Annotated in this window: 15 protein-coding genes; 4 read left to right on the forward strand and 11 right to left on the reverse strand. The window is 70.9% G+C overall.

Translation table 11 applies throughout. The features are described 5' to 3' along the window. Positions 1-1,135: carbohydrate-binding domain-containing protein (locus J5Y10_RS25105; protein ID WP_280856037.1), on the forward strand; the 1,135-nt coding region annotated here is incomplete at its 5' end. A 77-nt stretch (positions 1,136-1,212) separates the two neighbouring features. Here J5Y10_RS25105 and J5Y10_RS25110 read toward each other — a convergent pair. Both J5Y10_RS25110 and J5Y10_RS25115 read right to left on the reverse strand, forming a co-directional pair. Beyond that, complete coding sequence (locus J5Y10_RS25110) at positions 1,213-2,004, reverse strand: DUF1194 domain-containing protein (protein ID WP_209376879.1); 792 nt, start codon at positions 2,002-2,004, stop codon at positions 1,213-1,215. 180 nt (positions 2,005-2,184) lie between these two features. Then, a complete protein-coding gene (locus J5Y10_RS25115; protein WP_209376880.1) occupies positions 2,185-4,512 on the reverse strand; it encodes a GAF domain-containing protein in 2,328 nt (775 codons plus the stop codon). Positions 4,513-5,336: 824 nt separating this feature from the next. Between J5Y10_RS25115 and J5Y10_RS25120 the strand changes: the two genes are divergently transcribed. Continuing rightward, positions 5,337-5,912 carry a helix-turn-helix domain-containing protein gene (locus J5Y10_RS25120; RefSeq protein ID WP_209376881.1) on the forward strand — a complete coding sequence of 192 codons (576 nt, stop codon included), beginning with the start codon at positions 5,337-5,339 and terminating at the stop codon, positions 5,910-5,912. A gap of 397 nt (positions 5,913-6,309) precedes the next feature. Here the strand turns inward: J5Y10_RS25120 and xrtA are convergent, their stop codons facing one another. From xrtA to J5Y10_RS25165, 9 genes are read right to left on the reverse strand one after another with little or no spacing between them, the layout of a single operon-like run. Continuing rightward, positions 6,310-7,800, reverse strand: coding sequence for an exosortase A (xrtA, locus tag J5Y10_RS25125; RefSeq protein WP_209376882.1), 1,491 nt, complete (start codon positions 7,798-7,800; stop codon positions 6,310-6,312). After that, a complete protein-coding gene (locus tag J5Y10_RS25130; protein ID WP_209376883.1) occupies positions 7,797-9,038 on the reverse strand; it encodes a TIGR03087 family PEP-CTERM/XrtA system glycosyltransferase in 1,242 nt (413 codons plus the stop codon). Before J5Y10_RS25130 ends, xrtA begins: the two co-directional genes overlap by 4 nt. Positions 9,039-9,043: 5 nt before the next feature. Further along, positions 9,044-10,078 (reverse strand): FemAB family XrtA/PEP-CTERM system-associated protein, encoded by a 1,035-nt coding sequence (locus J5Y10_RS25135; protein ID WP_209376884.1) that lies wholly within the window; start codon positions 10,076-10,078, stop codon positions 9,044-9,046. Between the two features lie 11 nt (positions 10,079-10,089). Beyond that, complete coding sequence (locus tag J5Y10_RS25140; protein ID WP_209376885.1) at positions 10,090-10,941, reverse strand: XrtA system polysaccharide deacetylase; 852 nt, start codon at positions 10,939-10,941, stop codon at positions 10,090-10,092. Next, positions 10,941-11,906, reverse strand: coding sequence for an AAA family ATPase (locus J5Y10_RS25145; protein WP_209376886.1), 966 nt, complete (start codon positions 11,904-11,906; stop codon positions 10,941-10,943). The genes J5Y10_RS25140 and J5Y10_RS25145 overlap by 1 nt, the downstream gene beginning before the upstream one ends. Before the next feature lie 10 nt (positions 11,907-11,916). Beyond that, positions 11,917-13,680: a TIGR03016 family PEP-CTERM system-associated outer membrane protein gene (locus J5Y10_RS25150; RefSeq protein WP_209376887.1), complete on the reverse strand. Its 1,764-nt coding sequence runs from the start codon at positions 13,678-13,680 to the stop codon at positions 11,917-11,919. Then, the gene (locus J5Y10_RS25155) at positions 13,670-14,584 is read right to left on the reverse strand and encodes a P-loop NTPase family protein (protein ID WP_209376888.1); all 915 of its coding nucleotides are present in this window, start codon (positions 14,582-14,584) and stop codon (positions 13,670-13,672) included. The genes J5Y10_RS25150 and J5Y10_RS25155 overlap by 11 nt, the downstream gene beginning before the upstream one ends. Then, the gene (locus tag J5Y10_RS25160; protein WP_342453016.1) at positions 14,581-16,107 is read right to left on the reverse strand and encodes an XrtA system polysaccharide chain length determinant; all 1,527 of its coding nucleotides are present in this window, start codon (positions 16,105-16,107) and stop codon (positions 14,581-14,583) included. Before J5Y10_RS25160 ends, J5Y10_RS25155 begins: the two co-directional genes overlap by 4 nt. A 3-nt stretch (positions 16,108-16,110) precedes the next feature. Next, positions 16,111-16,734, reverse strand: coding sequence for an XrtA/PEP-CTERM system exopolysaccharide export protein (locus J5Y10_RS25165; RefSeq protein WP_209376889.1), 624 nt, complete (start codon positions 16,732-16,734; stop codon positions 16,111-16,113). A gap of 395 nt (positions 16,735-17,129) precedes the next feature. Here J5Y10_RS25165 and J5Y10_RS25170 point away from each other — a divergent pair, with 395 nt between their 5' ends. After that, complete coding sequence (locus J5Y10_RS25170) at positions 17,130-18,401, forward strand: sugar transferase (protein ID WP_209376890.1); 1,272 nt, start codon at positions 17,130-17,132, stop codon at positions 18,399-18,401. A gap of 25 nt (positions 18,402-18,426) precedes the next feature. Then, positions 18,427-20,505 carry an XrtA/PEP-CTERM system histidine kinase PrsK gene (prsK, locus tag J5Y10_RS25175; RefSeq protein ID WP_209376891.1) on the forward strand — a complete coding sequence of 693 codons (2,079 nt, stop codon included), beginning with the start codon at positions 18,427-18,429 and terminating at the stop codon, positions 20,503-20,505.

Raw genomic sequence — 20,505 nt, forward strand, 5'->3', positions numbered from 1 at the left:
CACCGCGATCGCGGCCGCCAAACAGGGCAACGCCGACGCCCTGACCTACCTCAACTGGGCCTCCAACTTCCTCGTCGGGCGCTTCACCCACGAGGCCCAGGGCTTCGCCGAACACGACGGCGCAGCCTACCTCATCGCCATCGGCGACCCCGCCACCGGCACGCCCTACAAGACCTGGGCCGAGATCGGCGCCCATACCGCCGCCAACGGCTGGTCCAACGGCAGTGGCTGGAGCCAGAGCCAGGGCGACTACCCCCAGCTCGCCCTCGCCACCCTCGCCGGCCTCGCCGAAGTCACCGGCTCGACCGCCGCCGCACAGGCCTACAAGGCCCTCATGGCCGATAACCCGCCCTTCACAAGCGCCAGCGACTTCACACGCGACCCCACCTTCTCCATCGAAGCACCAGACCACCCCAACACCACCCCGCCACACGTGACGCTGCCGGTCGGCGACGACCCGACAGGGCCGCTGGTGCCGCCGGCCAACCCCGTGACGCCGGCAGATCCCGTGACGCCGGCAGATCCCGTGACCCCGGCCCACCCTATAACACCAGCAGACCCCGTGACCCCGGCCAACCCCGCGACGCCGGATCATCCCATAACGCCGGCCGATCCCGTGGTGACGCCGGCCGATCCCGTGGTGACGCCGGCCGATCCGCATCCGTCCACGCCTCTGCCCGTGGCTCAGCCGGGGGAGGTGTCGCTCTCGATCGTCCTGGGCGCCGAGAGCTGGAACGGGAACCCGGTCGCGACGGTGCTGGTGGACGGCGCCCTGGCGTTCAACGGCGAGGTTGCCGCGCCCCATGCTTCCGGCGGCATGGCGGTCGCGCTCGGCACGGTGGACACGGCGCAGTGGCACAGGGTGGTGGTGACCTTCGCCAACGACGCCTGGGGCGGCTCGGCGGACACGGACCGCAACCTCCATGTCGAGGACATCTGGCTCGGCGACGTGTCGACCGGGGAGAGCGGCGCGCTGATGTCAAATGGCCAGCTCACGTTCCATCTTGCCCCGACGGCACCGGCCCAGGTTCACGTGCCGGCCACTGCGATCGTCGGTGCTGTCGTCGATCCGCTGGATCACGCGGGGCATTCGTTCGTAGCGGGGACGGTTTCGGACGCCATCTGGCCGGCGTAGGTCCTGCGCCGCCGGAGAGAAGGGCGGAGCAAAGGGCCGGGCGTGCGGGGCGTGTTTGCCCCGCACGCCCGATCCCGTCAGGCCTGGGCGGACACGGTCCGGGCCGAGCGGCGCCGGCGAACGAGGCCGAGTGCCGCGACGCCGATGCCGAACAGCGCCAGCGAGGCAGGCTCCGGCACCTGGGTGATCTCACGAACCAGCTTCTGCTGAATGGCGGAGGCGAAGTCGTTGAAGCTATTCGCGACCTGCAGGAAGCCGCCGCCACCGACGATGCTGCTCTGGTAGAAGCCCTGGACGCCGGGGTCCCCGAGGATCACCAGACCGTTGATCGTGTCCACGCCCGCGGCAAGCGCGGCGTTCCGGGCCGCGGCGGTGTTGATGCCCTCGTTCGCGGCCCCGTCGCCGGAGACGTCGAAGACCTGACGCGGCGCATCGTAGATGTTGTTGTTGATGAGCGTCGTGGCGAACTGGATCGCGTTGCCCGGCGCGGTGTTGCCGTTGGATGCCCGGCTGATGCCGTTGATCGCGGCCGCGAACGCGTTCGACGAGGCGACGCTGTTGATCAGGGTGTAGCCGACGGATTGCACCTGCTGGTTCGCGCCGGACCACTGAATGAAGTTCACCGCGATGGAGCCGCCGACGCTGGAGAGGATGGCGTTCTGCACGGCGGCGCTCTGGAACGCCTGGACATAGCCCTGCTTCTGCAGGTTGTACTCGGTGGCGTCGACGCTGCCGGAGACGTCGATCAGGAGCGACAGCTCCAGCCCGACATTGACGGCCTTGGCCTCGCCCGCGAAGGCGAGGGGGGAGGCGACCGCGGCGGCGATGGCGAGTCCGCGAAGGGACGCCTTCAGGGTTGATGCCGACATAACTGGGTTTCCTGATCTGAAGGCCGTCCTGATTGACGGCGCTTCGGATACGGATTCGCAACGGTTGTGCCAGCATCGAATCATTTTTCGGATCAGGGACTTGCGCGTCACCCCTGACCGCTACGAAGGCGGAATGTAAGTTTCCCGGACGAGGGCGCGTGAAGGCAGCCAGGCCGGGCCCTACGGCTTCTGCGCTCTGCGGGCCGCCTCGATCGAGAGGCCGAGGATGTTTGCCACGACCTCAAGGAACGCCACGTCCCCGGGCGTGAAGTCTCCCTCCGCCGTGTCGTCGACGCCCAGCACGCCGTAATGCGCGCCGCCGCCGGGGATCGCCACGTCGAGGCTGCGCCGCACGCCGTGCTCCTGCATGAAGAGTGGCAGGGTCGCCTTGGGCCTGTTTTGCCGGCGGGGATGCAGGGCGGGCCGATCCCCCATGAAGGCCTGGCTGGCGGGGAAGCGCGGATCGAGATGGAAATGCATCCGCCCGACGCTCTCGGGCCGCCATCCCCTTCCCTCGTGGAGCAGCAGCGTGCCAGTCGCGGCCTCATAGCGCAGGATCCGCGAGAAGGGCGTGCCGGTCCCCTCTGCGGCGACCCGCGCCGCTTCCTGGATAACGGCCGAGGGCTCCTTGCTCCGTAGGGCGAAGCGGCTGAAGGCGGCCAGCGCGGCCTGTTGCTGCAGAGCGCGACCAGGAGAGGCGGCGGGGTTTGCATTGACGTGCCGGATCCGGCCGGAGGTGAGGGAGGCAGCGGGCCTGAACGACGCCCGCCCGCTGGGTGCGACCTCGCGCCAGGCCGCCCGCTGGAGCGCTGTCGGGACGGGGGGATGCTCCGGTGCGGGGATGCCGGTCTGGTAGGCCTTGAAGCGATTCCAGCCCTCCATCATCGCCTCGTACTGGCTGTCCTGGGTGGCCCGCTCATGGCGCAGCTGCTTCATCGTGTCGCGCAGCGCGAGGACAGGGTGGCCCTCGGCCAGGTTTGCGCCGGTCTCGATCGCGCGGAGGAAGGGGGCGGCCTTCGTCGGATCGTCCCGCTCGATCGTGTAGGCGGCGTAGCCCATGACGGAGGCCCGCCCGTAGTCGATCATCCGCCGGCCGAAGCCGCGCAGGGCGAGCAGCCGCGGATGCTGGTCCAGGATCCGCTGGACCTCGGCCGGCGTCGCCTTCTTCGCCTTCACGGTGGCGTTCCGGTGCTCGTGGCGCCAGAGAAGGTTGGCCATGGCGGCCGCAAGGGCCGCGTCCCCGAAGCTGCCGAGGGTATGCCGCACGGCGGGGGGGCGGGGGGTATGGTGGTCGAAGGTGTCGCCCGCCTCCTCGGCCAGGCCGCGTACGACCAGGACGGGGATCGCGGCCTTCGTGGCGACCACGGCCATGAGACGGCGGGACCCATCCAGCAGCCGGCCGCTCATGGAGAAGCAGATGGGCTGCGCGTTGACCTGCCAGCGGCCGTCCGCGATGTCCCGCGCGATGGCATCGACATCGTTCCGCGAGGCGGCGACACCTTTCCTCTTTGTCTGAAGATAGCGGGCGGCGTCCCGCGCATCGATGGTCTCGAACTTCAGGGTGACACCGACTGGGAGGGGAGAGGACGCGACGAGCGGCGCGGATGCCGACGCGCCCTGGGACAGCGCCAGACCCGGATATCCATCGAGCTGGGGAAAGCTCTCCGGTCCGCCAGTGGCGCCGTGCCACACGATGCGGCGCGGCCGCTCGTGCCGCAGCAGGGCGTTCAGCGCCTCGATGGAGAGGGCCAGCAGCCTCGTTCGATTCGGCGGTGAGAGGGAATCGTCGTGCAGCCGGTCGATCTCGGCGCGCAGGACGGTACCGGGCTCGCTCGAATCGAAACGCTCGGGGTGCCGGAGGGTCTCGAGCAGGCGCATGGTCAGCGCCGGGTCCACCTGCCGCCCCATGTAGAGGATGGCCGAGCGGACGGGCTCCGGAAGGGGCGAGCCTGTCATGGCGAGGCTGTCCGCCACCGCCGCACCGATTCCCGGGTTGGACCGCAGCGCGCTCTCCATGCGCCCCCAATCCGGCGTCGCCTCCGGGCCGGCGAGGAGCGTGCCGTCGTCGTACCGGATCAGCCGCTCGGTCAGGGAGGCCTGCGCGCGGGCATTGGCGACCCCGCGCGCGGACAGCACCGCCGCGAAGGCGCGGCGGCGGCGCTGGTCGATAGTGGGGAGCACCTCGTCGTCCACGTCCCGGGCGACGGCAGTCGTGAGCGGAATATCGGCCGCGATACAGGCCGCGATCCGCTGCACGCCGTCCAGCAGCACGCCGGACCGGGAGAAGATGATGGGGGCGCCGTTGAAGATCCAGCGGCCGTCGAGCATCGCGAGCCGGTACATCTCGACCGCGGAGGCGTTGAGGCGTGCCTCCGCAGCGCGCCGGGACAGGATGCTGGCCGCCTGATCCGGGGACAGCGTCTCGATCCGGACGCTGATCGCCCCATATTTGGCTACACCGCTGCCGGGAGAGGGTATGTCCTGCTCCTCTCGATCCCGGTTACTCATCAGGTTCGACGCAACTCACGGATGCGCGACCCAGCTCGCCCGGGGCGGAACAAAGGTCCGTCAGCAGCTTAATTCCATCATGCACGAGCGCTTCCCCAGACTTGCGGTAACTATCGTACGAAAAGGCCCTATTGGGCACCGAGGCTGTTACTCATGCTTCTGACCTGAGTTGCGAACGGGAATACACGGCTTGGACGCCCCCATTATCCCAGGTGCTGCCTGCATGGTCCATCGGCCTGCCTGGGCAGACAGGTGCGACCCGCCCTACAACACGAAGGGTGTTGCGAAGCCCGCACCCGCGCCCGCGTCGGTCATGCAGCGAGCGGGACGGGGAATCGTCAGCATTAAATTGTCAGCGTGCATCGCAAAAAAGTGCCGCTAGGGGCGACAGGCGCGAAGTTTTTTCGCAAGACAAATCACACGATTACGTGAGCCTAACGGCTGCCCGCCGGAAGATCGCGGCAGGCGGCAGGGAGGGTCGGATCATCTTCTGTTAAGCTGAACCGAAAGGAAATTCCGTCAAGGTAACGAAGTAAGGTGTCAAAGTTTACTGCGGGTGCTCGAAAGTCGGGGATCCCGCTATCTTGGACTAGGTTGCGCACGGCGGAACTTATAAGATCGGTTAAGTTCATGCGGCCCTTAACAACTCAAGGTTGTGTTCCGGAACAGGTTCTGCGCGGGTGCCCGCGCTAATTCGCAAGGCAGAGTACAAGGGCCTTTGAAAGCGAGGGAGACGGCTGCCATTCCTTTGGATGCATCGCGCAAGGCGGCGGTGAGGGTGCCGCAAAACGGGCCGCATGACGGGTAAACGAGGAGGTTCAACTATGGGCACCAGTTCTGTCCACTTCACTGACGCAACCCAGCGGAACGTCGTCGAACTGCCCGTTGCTTCCGGAGCAGGGATTATTGCCAGGATCGCCGAACAGGAGAATCGCGCGGACAAGCTGTCTCAAAGCCTCGACATCCAGCGGCAGCGCGACCTCATGGGCGTGAACCAGCGTTCCCCGACATCGTCCGACACCGCGGTCGGGCGGGAAATCCGGGAGCTTCGCCGCGCGCAGGGGCGGACTCAGAAGGAACTGGCGCGCATGGTGGGCGTCACGGGGGCCCAGCTGCATCGCTACGAGACCGGCACCACCCGGATCGCGGCGAGCCGGCTGATCGCGATCGCGAACGCGCTGGACATTCGCCCGGACGTGCTGATCGCGGCCGGATCCACCCGTGAAGGCGTGCCGCCGCCCGCACCGACCTTCCAGGCCGGCTCCGGCGACGACATCGTTGAGCTGATCCAGGCTTTCGGCTCGATTTCCGATCCGAAGCATCGCAGCGCGCTGGTTGCCGTGGCCCGCATGATGGCCGCGCAGTACAGCCGCGATCCTCAGTCCCGTCCGACGGAGTGACGCCGGGGCGACTTCGCCCTGAGTCTTTCCGAGTTGGAACGTCCCGGGGAGGGGAAGAAGCTATTCTTCCCCTCCCCGGGTCCGTTTTTGCCGTCTTTTTCGCAGGGATCCTGCTGAGCTGACGATTCGCCGGGGCTCGGTGGGGCGGGGTGACAGCACGGGCAGGACGCGGCTGGATCGCTGAGGGCTTACGGCTCGGATCAGTCTCGCGACCGTTCGGGGCAGGACCAGGGTTGGGCCTGCCGGCGCAGCCAGCCTTCGGGTCCAGGGCCAACGCCTCGCGCCGGCCCAGGGGTTCCCAGAACCAGTGTTCCGGACCCGGACCGCTCAGACGAAGGAGAGACGCCCGTGCCGGCCGCCCCTGGGCCGAGACGGGTCATGCCCCAGGGAGAGCCCTTCAGGGCTGGCGGGACAGGTCCGCAGCCTGCCGGGCGGCGCCGGGGCCCTGGGCTTCAAGCACGCGCCGGAAAAGGGCGCGGTCGCGGAGCCGGGCCGCGGCATCCCGGTTTCCGGCCTGAACCTGCACGGAGACGACGGCGAGGACGGGCCTGGCCCCTCCGCGCAGGCTGTTCCAACCCTGCTCCGCACGGGTCCGGATGCCCCCGCCGGCGGGGCGACCATCGAGCCAGGACGCGACGGCCACGAGGCGCCTGCCATCGGGTGACTGCCGCCCGCGCCAGGCCGTATCCCCGGCGGCCACAGTGAAAGTTGCCGCTTCATCGTCCTCGCCGGCCAGCCGGTTGCCTTCCGCCGTGACGGCCGACCAGGTGACGTGGGGCGGAAAGAGGAGCAGCTGGCCGGCGAGGACGAGGTCCTGGCAGCGCAGCGCGCCGGCTTCGGCCGCGGTGCAGCCATCCGGGGGCAGCAGTGCCGCTGCCACCGCCCGGGGTTCCCCGTTCGCGTCACGGGTCAGGCCCGTGACGAGGGCCGGTGCGCCAGCGATGGCCAGCTGCAGTCCGGCGACGCCGAGGAGGAGGGCGGGGCGGGGCGGGGCCGAGACCTCCGTGTTCCGGGGCGGGGCGGCTTCTGCCGTGTCCTGCCGGAAGGGAAGGCCCAGGAGGACGAGGGCCATGATCACGGCGCTGAAGAAGACCCAGCCATAGACCAGGTGGTCCGCCGCCGCCGCTTCCGCGCTGCCGAGGTGATGGCCGAGCAGGACGATGCCGAGGGCGCGGAGGCCGTTCGCCAGGATGGGCACCACCAGGGCCAGGACCAGCACCATGAGCCGCCGCCCGGGGCTGCGGAACATGACCAGGGCGTAGAGGGCGCCGAAGGCGAGGGAGGCGATGGTGAAGCGCAGCCCGGCGCAGGCTTCCGCGACGAGAAAGACCCCGGCGGGGATCTCGATCACCAGCTCGTCCGCGTAGTGGGGGATGCCGAAGATCTGCAGGCCCATCACGATCATCCAGGCCGTGACCCGTTGCAGGGCGGGCACGGCGAAGGCGCCGAAGGGCACGAGGAAGACGAGGTAGGCGAGCGGAGCCGCCATGGCCCGGCCGAATCTCCAGCCCAGCACGGACAGCAAGGCCAGCACGGCCAGTGCGAGCGCCGCGAACTGGCGGCCTTCCATGATGCCGAGCCGCTCCGCTGCCAGCCAGGCCAGGGCGGCGCCGAGGGCCGGGATCGCGAAGAGGGCCGTCGACTGCGGGAGCATGCCGGCGAGGCGCTCGCGCCGGGTCCAGGCGAGCCAGCCGGCGATCGGAAGAACGAGCCAGCAGTGGTTGTAGGCGGTGGAGCGGTCCCAGGTATCCACCGCCGCCGCCACCTCGGAGGAGAAGAGGGCGCCGAGGGCGGCGAAGGAGAGGAGGAGCACGAGGAGGGCCGACATCCAGCCCTGCGGGATGAAGCCCGCCGCCGTGCCCGGCGGCACCGTGCGGGTGGTGCTCACTCCGCCGCTCGCATCACGTAGGTGGGCGGCTCCGGCGCCAGCAGGGTGTCCAGCCGGCGGAGGGTGGCGGACCAGTCGTGCCCGCGGGCGACCGCGGCGCGGGCGGCGGTGCCGAGGCCCGGGAGTCGGCCGCTGAGCGCCTCGGAAATCGCGGCCGCCGTTGCCTGCGCGCCGTCCGCGACGAGGATGTCCCGGCCGGCGGCGGCGCGCACTCCCTCGAAGGCCTCGGGAGAGGCGATGACAGGGCGGGCGAGGGCCATGGCCTCCAGAACCTTGTTCTGGATGCCGCGCGCGATGCGGAGCGGCGCGACGGCCGCCGCCGCATGGGCGATGTAGGGTCGGGTGTCCGGCACCGCGCCCGTGACGTGCACGCCCGGCAGTGCGGCCAGGGCGCGCACGGCGGGGGCGGGGTTGGCGCCGACGATGTGGAACTCCGGCGCGGGGCCCTGCGCTGCGGCGCGCAGCAGCGGCATCACCTCCTGCGCGAACCAGCCCACGGCCTCCACGTTCGGGCGGTAGTCCATGGTGCCGGTGAAGACGAGGGGCGGTGCCTTGCCGTCGAAGGGATTGGCGTGCGGCAGCGCGGGATCGAAGCGCGCGAGGTCCACGCCGTTGTCCACCCAGTCCAGCCGCGGCGCGCTCTCGGGCGCGAGGGCGGCGAAGTGGTCCCGCTCCTCCCGCGAGACGAAGAGCGTGCGGTCGAAGGCAGCGGCGGCACGGCGTTCGAAGGTGAGGAGGGTGCGGGCCTCGCGCGCCCAGACCTGGCGCATGGGCGGGGCGGCATCCTCCGCGTAGGCGGCCCATTTGGCGGAATCCACGTCCACCAGATCCAGGATGCGCCGCGTTCCCGCGGCGGCAGGACCCATGACGTAGGGCGCCATGGCGGACGAGTAGACGAAGACCGCGTCGTAGCGGCGGGCGGCGAGACCGGCCTCGACCCAGGCGCGCAGGGCGGGCGCGTGAAACCAGCCGAGGGTGAGCGGAAGGCCGGGGCGCACCCGCATCAGGGCGCGGGCGGCGGCGAGGGAGCGCCGACCGGTCTGGTGGCACTCCACCCTGTCGCAGACCGCGCGCAGGACTGGCAGGTGCGCCATGTCGGCCGGGTCGTCCACGAGGCAGCCGAGATCCACCGTCCACCGCTTCGCCAGGTGGTCCAGCATGTGCCAGGCGCGGATCTTGTCGCCCTTGTCCGGCGGATAGGGGATGCGGTGGCTGAGGAAGAGGAGGCGGGGGCGCATTGCGGCTATCCCAGCCCGCGCACGATGGGCGGGCCCAACAGGTTCGCCACCGGCAGCGGCAGGCGGCGCCAGGCGGCGATGATCAGCTTGTAGCGGGGATTGGTCGGGTTGTTGTCCGGCAGGCTCGCGCCCTGCCGCAGCTGGTAGCAGTAGTGCAGAGGCTGCGGCTGGAATCCCCAGTTCCGCTTGAAGTCGAAGGCGCCCGTGCCGGACTTGCTGCGGCCGAAGTCGAAGAGCCGCGAGCCGCGCTCCGCGCCCGCGCGCCGCATCACCTCCCAGTACATCACGTCGTTCGCGGCCAGGCTGCGCGCGGCGCGCGTGCCGCCGCCGTAATAGGGCAGCACCTCGTCGCGGAAGTAGAAGCTCAGCACGGAGGCGACGGGGCGATCCTCGTGCATCACCGTCAGCACGTCCGACATGCCGGGAAAGAGGGTGCCGAGCAGCCGGAAGTAGCGGCGGGAGAAGACGGGCGTGCCGAGGTTGCGCACGCTCTCGGCATAGACCCGGTGCAGCTTGTCCGTATCGCCGTCCACCACGGAGGTGAGGCCATTCCCCAGGCCCTTGCGGACCATCGCGCGCTGCTTGCGCGGGATGGCCTTCATGTCGACCTCCGCATCGCCCGTGATCGGCTTGCGGAAGGTGTAGTAGAGCGGCGGGCGCTCCTGCCAGCCGAGATCGGGCGCGCCGATGCGGCGGAACTCGAGGCTGGGCACGCCGGTGCGGCGCATCAGGTCGCGCGCGTGGTCTTCCAGCGCCGCCGCGGCCTCGGGCGTGGCCGAGACCGGGCCGCCATAGACGCAGAAGGGCGTGGAGACGAGGGCATCGCCGAAGAGACGCGTGCGGATGCGCGCGAGGGGCAGCACGCCGACGATGTCGCCGTCCTGCTCGGCATAGGCGTAGTGCGTGGTGTGGCCGAAGGCCTTCTCGATCACGCGGCGCCAGGCGGAGAGGTGGAAGAAGGTTGCGTCCGGCGTAGTCTGGACGAAGCGGTCCCAAGCGCCGGCGGCGGCGTCCTCGAGCGGGCGGATGCGAACGGCCATGATGCGGTTTCCTAGCTCAGGCCGATGTCGGCGGCGTGCACGCGGTCGATCCGGTCCCAGGCGAAATCCCGCAGCAGCCGGTCCACCCGCGGCGCCATGCTGGCGAGCCGGTTGTAGTGGCGGAAGCGCGAGAGGGGCGGGGCGCTGCGGATGCGGGGCTGGCCCGGATCCACCTCCCAGGGATGGAAGTAGAAGATACCCGGGCGCTGCTCCCGCCGGTTCACCCGCCGCAGCCCGGCGCGGAACACGGGATAGGGCAGCAGGCGGAACCAGCCGCCGCCGGCGCAGGGCAGGTTGCGGCCCATCGCGCGCAGGGTCGTCATCGGCAGTTCCATCACGCCGTCCGGCCGCGGGCGGTGCGGGCCGCGCGGCGCATCGGGCGCGCCGTAGAGATCGTGACGGACGGGGAAGACGGAGGAGCTGTAGCGATGCCCTTCCTCGGCGAGGATCGGGTGCGCCCAGGGGGTGAGAGTGCTGCCGATGGAGAAGGTGGGCGCGCGATAGCCGGTGACGGCCGTACCCCCCACATCCTCCAGCACCGCGCGCGCGCGGCGGATGTCGGCGCGGAAGGCGTCGGGGCCGATCTCGTACACGCGCTCATGGCCGAAGCCGTGGCTCGCCAGTTCATGGCCGGCGGCGACGATGCGGCGGATCAGCGCGGGCTGTCGCTCCGCCACCCAGCCCAGGGTGAAGAAGGTGGCCCGCACCCCGGCGCGCGCGAAGCGGTCCAGCACGCGGTCAGTGTTGGCGACGACGCGGGGGGCGAGCGCGTCCCAGTCGCCGCGGGGGATCACGCCGGCGAAGGCCTGGACCTGGAACCAGTCCTCCACGTCCACGCTCATGGCGTTGGTGACGCTGTCCATCACCGGTGCGCCCGGGCGCCGTCGCTGAACAGCTCGGACATGCGGTCGAAGATCCGCTCCCGGCGGGCGGTGAGGCGCTCGAGCGCCTCCACGCGATCGGTCAGGCGGTCCAGCGAGGCTTCCATCGGCAGAGAGGCGGTGCTGGCGAAAACGGGCGCGCCGCCGCTGAGGTCGTCCTCCAGCTCCAGCGCCGTGGCCTCCACCATCGGGCCGGTCAGCTCGTCCGTGCCCTCCAGCGCGCCGGCGAGGAGTACGCGTGAGCAGAGGCGGTTGATCCGGCGGGGAATGCCGCCGCTGTACTGGTGCACGAGGTCCAGTGCGGGCCCCTCCCAGCTCGGGCAACCCTCCCAGCCCACGGCGCGCAGGCGGTGCTCCACATAGGCATGCGTCTCCTCGCGCGAGAGGCCGCCGAGGTGGTAGGAGGCCAGGACGCGCTGGCGGAGCTGGTCGAGGTCGGGGCTGGCGAGCATGCGGCGCAGCTGGGGCTGGCCCAGCAGCACGGTCTGCAGCGGCGCCTGGCCGCCATCGGTGACGTTGGAGAGCATCCGCAGTTCCTCCAGCGCCTGCAGCGGGAGGCCCTGCGCCTCGTCCACGATCAGCAGGTGGCGCTTGGCCGCGTTGCGCAGCATGGCGGCGATGCTCATCAGCACGGCCGCCTTGCTGCCCTCCGAAGAAGCGCCGAAGGCGTCGGCGACGAGGCGCACCACGTCGTCGCCGGAGACCTGGGTGGTGGCGATGCGCGCGACCGCGAAGCCATCCGGGTCCAGCGTGGCGCAGAGGCGCTCGACGAGGGTTGTCTTGCCCGCGCCGACCTCCCCGGTGACCACGACGAAGCCTTCCCGCTGCGCCAGGCCATAGGTGAGGTGGGCATAGGCGCGGCTGTGGACGGAGCTGGCGAAGAACAGCCGCGCATCCGGCGTCATCTGGAAGGGCTGCTCGCGGAAGCCGTAGCGGTTGATGTGCATAGCGTGTCCCTCAGAAGGTCTGGCGCAGCCCGACGAGCACGACGTTCTGCAGTGCCCTGCCGGAGACGAAGTCGTCGCGGCTGCTCGTCACCGCGTACTGCGCGAAGGCGCTGAGGCCGCGGCGTAACTGGGTCGCCAGCGTGAGGCTGGCGCTGAGCACGTCGCCCTTGCCGGCGCCCGGGGTGGTGAAGCGGCCGTACTGGAAGTTGCCGATGGCGGTGGTCGCAGGGGTCAGCTCATGCGCCCAGGAGAGGCTCGCGGAGGTGCCGCGCTGCGAGAAGGCAGCGGTCCCGACCTGGATCGAGACAGGGGTGCGCTCCTCCCGCGAGAGGGTCAGCGAGATCCGGTCCCGCGGCCAGCTCTGGCTGACGGAGACGGCGCCGCGGCGGATGCGGAACAGGCTGCCCTGCACGCCGAGAAGGGAATCGGTGAGGGGCTGCGCCGAGGGAGCGCCCGTCGCGGCATCCACGGGGTTGCCGTACTCATCCAAGGTGGTGGTGGAGAGGAGGTCGACGGCGCGTTGCGCGCCCGTCGTCAGCCGCTCGGCGTAGTTGGCGAAGAGCTGCGTGCGGCCGCCGAGCGCGATCACGGCATCCACGGTGGCGGAGTTGAAGCCGTCCCGGTGGCCGTACTTCGCCATGATCCAGCTCTCGGGCGAGAAGTTCACGCGCCCGCCGAAGGCCCAGACCGGCTCACTGATCTCGATGCCTGGCACGCCGGCATAGCGCTGCTGCTCGAACCCGCCCTCCACCAGGGCCAGGATGGAGTGGGTGATGGCGTAGCGCGCCTGCATCGAGGCGATCCGCCGGTAAGCGCCGTCCAGCACTCCGGTGCCGTTGTAGCTCGTGGCGGCCAGGCGGCTCTCAAGCGCGAGGGGGCCGAAATCTTCGCCTGTGCGGCCGATCGCGTAGATCTCGTTCGCAGTGAAGTCCTGGTCGGTGAAGTAGCGCTGGCCGCTCGGCGTGAAGGCGCCGCTGTTCGCGCCGCCGCCGAAGCCATTGCTGCCGAGGTCCTGCTGCACCGCCGTGAAGGCGTAGCCGACCTGCACGGTCGCCAGCCCGCCGAAGCGGTGGACGAAATAGGGGGAGATCTGGACGGTATTGGTCTGGATCCGGTTGTCGCGCCCCAGCACAGTGTTGCCCTGCTGCGCGTAGCCGCCGCTCGCGGCCTGGGTCGCGCCGGATCCGCGGATGTCGAGAAAGACCTCGTCCGGCACCACCGTGAGCAGCACCTGGCCGTTGAAGCGCTGGTCCACACGGTTCCGCTCACCCTCGGCCGTATGGAATTGGATGCTCGGCGCGTAGTTGATGATGCCGCGGATCCGGGCCGTGTCCATGGAGAGGAGAAGGCCGGGGATGATGCTGGTGACGAAGTCCGAGCGCTTGTTTCGGCGGCTCAGGTCCAGATTGTCGGTGGCGAGGAGCTGCAGGCCCAGGCTGGGCGTGACGTTCCAGCCGCGCCCGGGCTCGCCGGGCGGGGGCGCCAGGGCGCCATAAGGGAAGTCCGGCGCGTCGAGCCGGATAAGGCCCGTGTTCGCGGTCGGCGGGAGTGCGAAGGGGCCGGATGGGCCTGGGACGCCCGAGGCGTCGCCGGAGGGGGCGAGATCACCGCCCACCTCCGGTACGCCCGCACCCGTCGTCAGGGAGGGGGCGTCCAGGGCCGACAGGGACGGCTCGGCGCGGGCCGGGGAGGCCAGGGCCAGGGTCATGCCGATGACGGTGCCCAGGACGACCGGACGGGTGGCGGGCAGCGGTCCTGCCGCCTCAGCCCGCATCGGGCGCACCGTAGTCGCCGTGGGCTCCGAAGGTGTCGTTGGCGGAGAAGCGCGCGCGGTTCAGCAGGAGCTGCAGCACCGGGCAGGCCTCCAGCAGGTCGAGCGCGGCCTCGACCTCGTTGCGCTGGGTCCGCTCCGCATCCACCACGAGGATGACCTGGCCGGCGATGGAGGCCAGCGTGCTCGCCTCGCTCGTCGAGAGGCTGGGGGGCGTGTCCAGCACGATGACGTGCTGGGGGAGGGCGGAGGCCAGCCGGAGGATGGCGGCCGCCATCGCGGCGCCCGAGGGCAGGTCGCGCCGGCCTCCCGCCTCCGCGCCGTCGCCGGCACTACCATGGGGGAGGAATGTCAGGCGCTCGACCGCGGTGCGCAGCGGCATGCCGGCGGGGCGGAGCGAGGGGTCCGAGGCGAGCTGGCGCAGGCCGGGCTGCCCAGCTGTCCCGAGCGCCCCGCTGCACCCGCCCTCGCGCCCGTCCATGTCCACCAGCACGACGCCGGCCGCGCCGCCGGCCGCGGCGGCGGCGAGGTTCAGCGCGGCGAAGGTCTTGCCCTCGCCGGGCAGGGCGCTGGTCACCAGCACGATGCGGCCCTGCGGCGTGCCGGCCCGCGGTCCCTCCTGCACCGTCCGCAGCATCTGGTGCTGGACGACCGCGATCTCCTCCACCGCGCGGCTGCGCGCCGGGCGGTCGCCGGCCATGACGAGGCCGGCTTCCCGAAGGGTCTCCGCCGCGATCACGGGGGGCGGCACGGCCGCTTCGGCCTTCGCGGGCCCCTGCGCCGCCGCATCGGCCGCCAGAGGCGCGAGGGGGCGCACGGCGCGCCAGTCCTGCGTGCCGCCGGGATCGCCCAGCAGTTCGGCGGCCCGTTCGATCAGATGGGTGCGCGCGGTAACGGCGGGGCTCATGCCAGCATCCTCATGACCTGACCCGGCACGCCGCCGAGTATTGCGCCGAAGCCGGCGAGCAGCAGGGCGAAGACCCCGGCGAAGGCGATGGCGGGAAACAGGCGGCGCGGGGCCGCCGGCGCGGACAGGGCGCCCAGTACGGGCAGGCCGAGGCCGCGCAGGTCGTGGATCGTGTAGAAGGTGCGGTCCAGCCGGGCGAGCGCCACCGCGGCCAGCAGCCCGGCCCCGAGCCCCGCCACGAGCACCCCTGCCGCGAGGAGCAGGCGGTTCGGCGCAACCGGCTTGCCCGGCAGGGTGGGCGGATCGACCACTTCCAGCCTCACGCGGTCGGAGTTGGTGCGCGCCGCGCCGGCGATCTGGATGGATTCGCGCCGCGACAGCAGCTCCTCGTAGTTTCGCCGCAGCACGGCGTAGTCACGGTCCAGGTTCAGGAACTGCGCCTGCACCTCGGGCTCGCTGCGGGCCACCGCGTCCAGCCGGTCCACATCCGCCCGACCCTCGCGTTCCTGGCGCTCAAGGGAGGCGATCGTGGCGTTCACGTCCACCAGCCTGACGCGAAGCTGCTCCATGAGCGGGTTGGAGCGGGTGATGCGCTGGGCGGGCGTGCCGCGCGCCGCCGTGCTGCCACCCCCGCCATTCGCGCGGATGTCCGCGACCGCGCGCCGCGCCGCCAGCACGTCCGGGTGCTGGTCGGTGTAGCGCAGGCGCAGCTCGCGCAGGGCGCGCTCGGCCTCGCCGAGGCGGCCATCGCCACCACCACCGCCGCCACCGCCGCCGCCCGTTTCAGAGACGAGCTGGGCCGGAGTGGCGTCGATCTGCTGCTGCGTCAGGTCACGCTTGGTGCGGGCGTCCTGCAGCTCGCCCTGCACCTGCTGCAGCCGTGTCCGCGCCGCCTCGAGCCGGGAGACGCCGCCGTTCGCGTCAGAGGGCAGCAGGTCGATGTAGCGCGCCTGGAACTCGGCCTTCCGCCGCTCCGCCTGGCGGAGCTGCACCTCGTAGGAGGCGATCTGCTGGGCGACGAAGCCCCGCGCGCTCTCCATCTGCTGGCGGTCGGTCGTCGTCGCCGCCTCCATGAAGAGGTTCAGCGTGGTCTGCACCACGTCGCGCGCGACGCGGGGATTGCGGTCGCGGTAGTCGATGGTGAAGAGGTTGCGGGTCTGCGTGGTGATGCGGATGTCCTTCGTCAGCCGCTGGATCAGCAAGTCGCGCGAGGCAGCGTCGGGCGCCTCCGCGTCCAGGCCGGTGCGGGCGATGACCTTCTCCATGTTCGGGCGGCTGAGCAGCGTGCGCTGCAGGATCTCGACCTGGCCGGGCGGCGTGCCGTCGATCGCGATGCCGCGCAGCAGGAGGCCGAGCACCGCGTCGGCGTCGGCATAGAGCCGCGCGCTGGATTCGTACTGGCTGGGCAGGGTGTGGATGCCCGCCCAGCCGCCGAGGCAGACGACCCAGGTGACGGCCATCGCGACCCATCGGTGCCGCCAGGCAGCGCCGGCATGGCGGCGGAGGAGAGTGGTTGCCTGCACGGTTCAGAACCAGCCCTGGGGGATGACGAGCGTGTCGCCCGGGCGCATCGCGGTGTCCTGGGAGATGTCACCGTCCCGCAGCAGGTCCGAGAGGCGGACGCGGATAGCGGTGGGGCGGCCATTGGCGTTGCGCCGGATAATCTCCGCCCGGTTGCCGGCGGCGTAGCGCGTCAGCCCGCGCGCGCCGATCATCACGTCCAGCACGGTCATGCCCTCGCGGTATGGCATCGCCATGGGCTGCGCGGCCTCGCCGATCACGCGGATCTGCCGATCGGACGGTCCCTGGAAGGAGCGGACCATCACCGTGACGGTCGGCTCGCGCACATAGGCGCGGAGCTTCTCCTCGATCTGCTTGCCGAGTTCGGAGGATGTCCGCCCGGCCGCCTCGATATCCGGCACCAGGGGCAGGGAGAGGCGGCCGTCGGGCCGGATCGGCAGCTCCGGCGCGCTCAGCTCCGGCGAGCGGTAGACGAAGATCGAGAGGGTATCGCCGGGGCCGAGAATGTATTCTGGCGCGGGTTGCGGGCTTGCCGAGGCGATTTCGCGCGGCGCGCCTGATCCCCCTGCGCAGCCGGCGAGGCTGAGCCCGGCCAGTAGCAGGAAGGGGGAATATCCGATGCGGGGCATGGCGGGTTCCTGCTCTCCTTCCGGTTTGAAGCGGGCAGAGGGTATTTTTATGGGTGGCGATTATCTTCGCCGTCTGACGAGCGGACGTTAACACCCTGAAGTCCAGCTTCAATCAATTTTTTACAACATTGGTTTTGATTAAAGTGAAAAAATACGGAAATTTGCGGAATAAACGTGCAAAAAGCTAAGTTGTCAGCAGATTTATCAACGTTCTTAGTGGCCTGTAAACCACTGCTCAAAACCCATTGTTGTTATAAAATCTTCCAGCTCCAGGTCCCGAATGTTAAATCCGTCGTAGAGGAATGCCTCTATTCGGGAGTGGCCCTATGACGAGCATGTTCGGCCATGACGTCCGTTCGGATCTGCTGATCCTTTACTTGGTAGAAGCCGGCGCCGTGTTTCTGGCCGTTTACCTGCTGGCCGTGCTGGGGGTGGCGCAGGACGCCCCGGTGAACACCCTGGACGCGGGGGTGGTCGCGGTGGCGGTCGCGCTTTGCTGCGGCATCGTGACTGGTGCCAGCGGCCTTTACAGGCCGGAGGTGCTGTCGCGCACCGGACGAATGGCTGCAGGCGGCCTCGTGGCCGGCCTGCTTCTTATGATCATCACCTGGCTGGGGCTCCGGCTCCTTGCCCCGGCGCGCGACCCCGTTTCCTGGGGGATGGTGGGCGCGGTGCTGCTGGGCTGCGTGGTTGGCGTGTCCGTGGCGCGCCTCGGCTGCGGCACGGCCACGCGCTGCGGACTGCTCACCCGGCGCCTGCTCGTGCTCCGCGAGGCACCGGCAGTCCTGGCCGGAGGACGCGAGGCCGAGGCCGGGCGTGACCTCCTGGTTCCGGTCTTCATGCCCGTCGGATCGGCCGATGGCGGCGCACTGACAGCGGAATGGCTGCGGGCGCAGCGGATCTGGGCCGTGGTGGCCGAGCCGGAGGAGGTGACGGAGGCGATGCGCGGACGGTTCCGAGCAGCCGGCCTGCGGGTCCTCAGTCCGGACGAGCTGGAGGAGTGCCGGCTCAACCGGGTGGTGCCCGAGCGACTTCCGGAGGACTGGCTTCTCACGGCGCGCGGCGCGCAGTGCTCCTGGTTCGGGCGGGTCTCGCATCGCGCCATCGACATCGCCGGCGCGCTGCTCATCCTCCTCGTCACTTTTCCTGTCTGGGCCGTGGCGGCGCTGATCGTGCGGCTGGACAGCCCGGGCCCGGTCTTCTACCGCCAGGTCCGCGTCGGCCAGCACGGGCGCCACTTCACCCTCTACAAGTTCCGCAGCATGGTGGTGGACGCCGAGGCCGGTGGCGCGCCGCGCTGGGCCACGCGTAACGACCCGCGGGTGACGCGCTTCGGCCGCTTCATGCGCCTCACGCGTATCGACGAGCTGCCGCAGCTCTTCAACGTGCTGCGCGGCGAGATGGCCCTCGTGGGGCCTCGGCCGGAGCGCCCGGGCTTCGTCGAGCAGCTCGGCCGCGTGATCCCGCACTACGACGACCGCGCGCTGGTCAAGCCCGGGATCACCGGCTGGGCGCAGGTGAACTATCCCTACGGCGCCTCGGTCGAGGACGCGCGGATGAAGCTCGCCTATGACCTCTACTACGTCTGCCGGCGCAGCCTTTTCCTCGACATGATCATTCTCGTGTCCACGGTGCGGGTGGTGCTGTTCCAGGAGGGCGCGCGTTGAGCGCCGCCCTTACGGGGAGCGCGGCGTGACCGGGACCGCCTCGGCCAGCCTCTATGCCGGCTGCGCGGCCATCAGCGTCGCCTGGACGGTGCTCGTGCTCGTGGTCGGGCGCGGGGCCGCGGCGCGGCCGCCGGCCCTGGCGGTCGCGGCGGTTGCGGCCTGGGCGGGGATCGTCGCTCTGACGCCGGAGACCCCTCTCAGCGGTTTCGCCGGGCTTGCCGAGGTGGCGCGCAGCGCCGTTTGGTTCGCGGTCCTGCTGCTGCTCTGCCGGCGCCTGACGGCCACCGGCGGCGCGGTGCTCCTGCGTGGCCTTGGGGCGCTCGGCCTTGGCGCAACGCTGCTCGCCGTGGTGTCGCTCCTGCCGGCCGTCGCTGGGGCGACGGGGACATGGGGGCTGGGCACCGCGCTCGTCCTCGGCCGGCCGGCGCTGGCGATGCTGGTGGTGCTTGTCGCAGAGAACCTCTACCGCAATGCGCCGGAGGAGGCGCGCTGGCACGTGGTGCTGCCCTGCATCGCGCTCGGCGGGCTGGCGGCCTTCGACCTCGTTCTCTACGCGGATGCCGCGCTGTCCGGCGGCTTCTCGGACGTGCTGATCGATGCCCGTGCCGTGCTGACGGCGCTGGCGGCGCCGCTTCTCGCGATCGCGGCCGTGCGGGACCGCAGGGCCAGCCGCGAGGCGCCGGTCTCGCGCGAGCTGGTGTTTCATGGCGCCACGCTGCTGACCGCCGGCACCTTCCTGCTGGGCGCTGGCGTGGTGGGGGAGGCGCTGCACCGGTTCGGCGGGCCCTGGGCAGGCGCGGCGCAGGTCGGGCTCCTTGCCGGGGCGGTGATGACGCTGGCGGTCGCTGTCAGCGCGCGCTCCGTCCGCTCCCGGCTGCGGCGGCTCGTCGTGGATCATTTCTTCCGCGATCGCTACGACTACCGGAGGGAGTGGCTGCGTTGCGTCGCCACGCTCTCGGCGCCGGACGCCGAGGCCTCGGCGGAGGTGCGGGCGATCCGTGCCGTGGCCGATTCGGCCGACAGCCCTGCGGGGGTGCTGCTGCTACGCGATCCCGGGGATGCGCCCTCGGACGCGCCGGCGCTGTCCTGGGCGGGGTCCTGGAATCTTCCCTCCACGCCCTTCGCACTGCCGTGCGGGCATGCGCTGGCGCTGGCGCTGCGGGATGGGACCTGGGTGGCACGGCCGGGCGCGGGCGAGTTCCCGGAACTGCGGTCCGTCTATGGCCCGGTCTGGCTCGCGGTCCCGCTGACCCACCATCGCGAGGGGCTGCTCGGCGTCGTTCTGCTCTCCCCGCCGCGGGCGCGCTTCGTGCCCGACGGGGAGGCCTTCGACCTGCTGCGCGCCCTGGGGCGCGAGGTGGCAATGTTCCTGGCGGAGCGGCGTGCGGCGCAACGCGTGGCGGATGCCGAGCGGATCCAGGCCTATGCCGGGCGCTTCGCCTTCGTCGCGCACGACGTGAAGACGGTGGCGACGCAGCTCAACCTGCTGCTCGCGAATGCCGAGGCGAACATCGCCGACCCGGAGTTCCAGCAGGACATGCTGCTCACGGTCGGGGCGGCGGCGAGGCGGATCGAGACACTGATCGCGCGGCTGCGCGCGCCGGAGGAGGGAGGGGTGCCCTCCGCGGCGCGGATCCAGCCCCTGGCGCGGCTGAGGCAGCTGGTGGCGCGCCGCCCCTGCCCGGTCCTGCTGGAGGCGGATGACATGGAGGGGGTGCTGGTGGCGATGGCGCCAGAGGCGTTCGACGCCGCGGTGACACACCTGCTGGACAATGCGGTGGAAGCGTCTTCCCCGGACCGGCCGGTGCTGGTGCGGGTGCTGCGAGATGGGGGGATGATACGCGTGGATATTGTGGACCGTGGTGCCGGCATGTCGGCGGCGTTCTTGCGGGACGTGCTGTTCCGCCCGCTGGCTTCGTCCAGGCCGGAGGGGAACGGCATTGGCGCATGGCAGGCGCGGGAGCTGCTGCGGCGCGCGGGGGGAGACCTCGTGGCCCGCAGCGTGCCGGGGGCCGGCACGACCATGCGCATGACGATGCCCGTGGAGGATCCGCCGCCGGCTGCTGCGGCGCCGGCGCGGGAAACGGCGGGGGCGGAGGCTTAG

It is taken from the genome of Roseomonas indoligenes (genome assembly GCF_017813365.1).
Taxonomy (GTDB): Bacteria; Pseudomonadota; Alphaproteobacteria; order Acetobacterales; family Acetobacteraceae; genus Roseomonas; species Roseomonas indoligenes.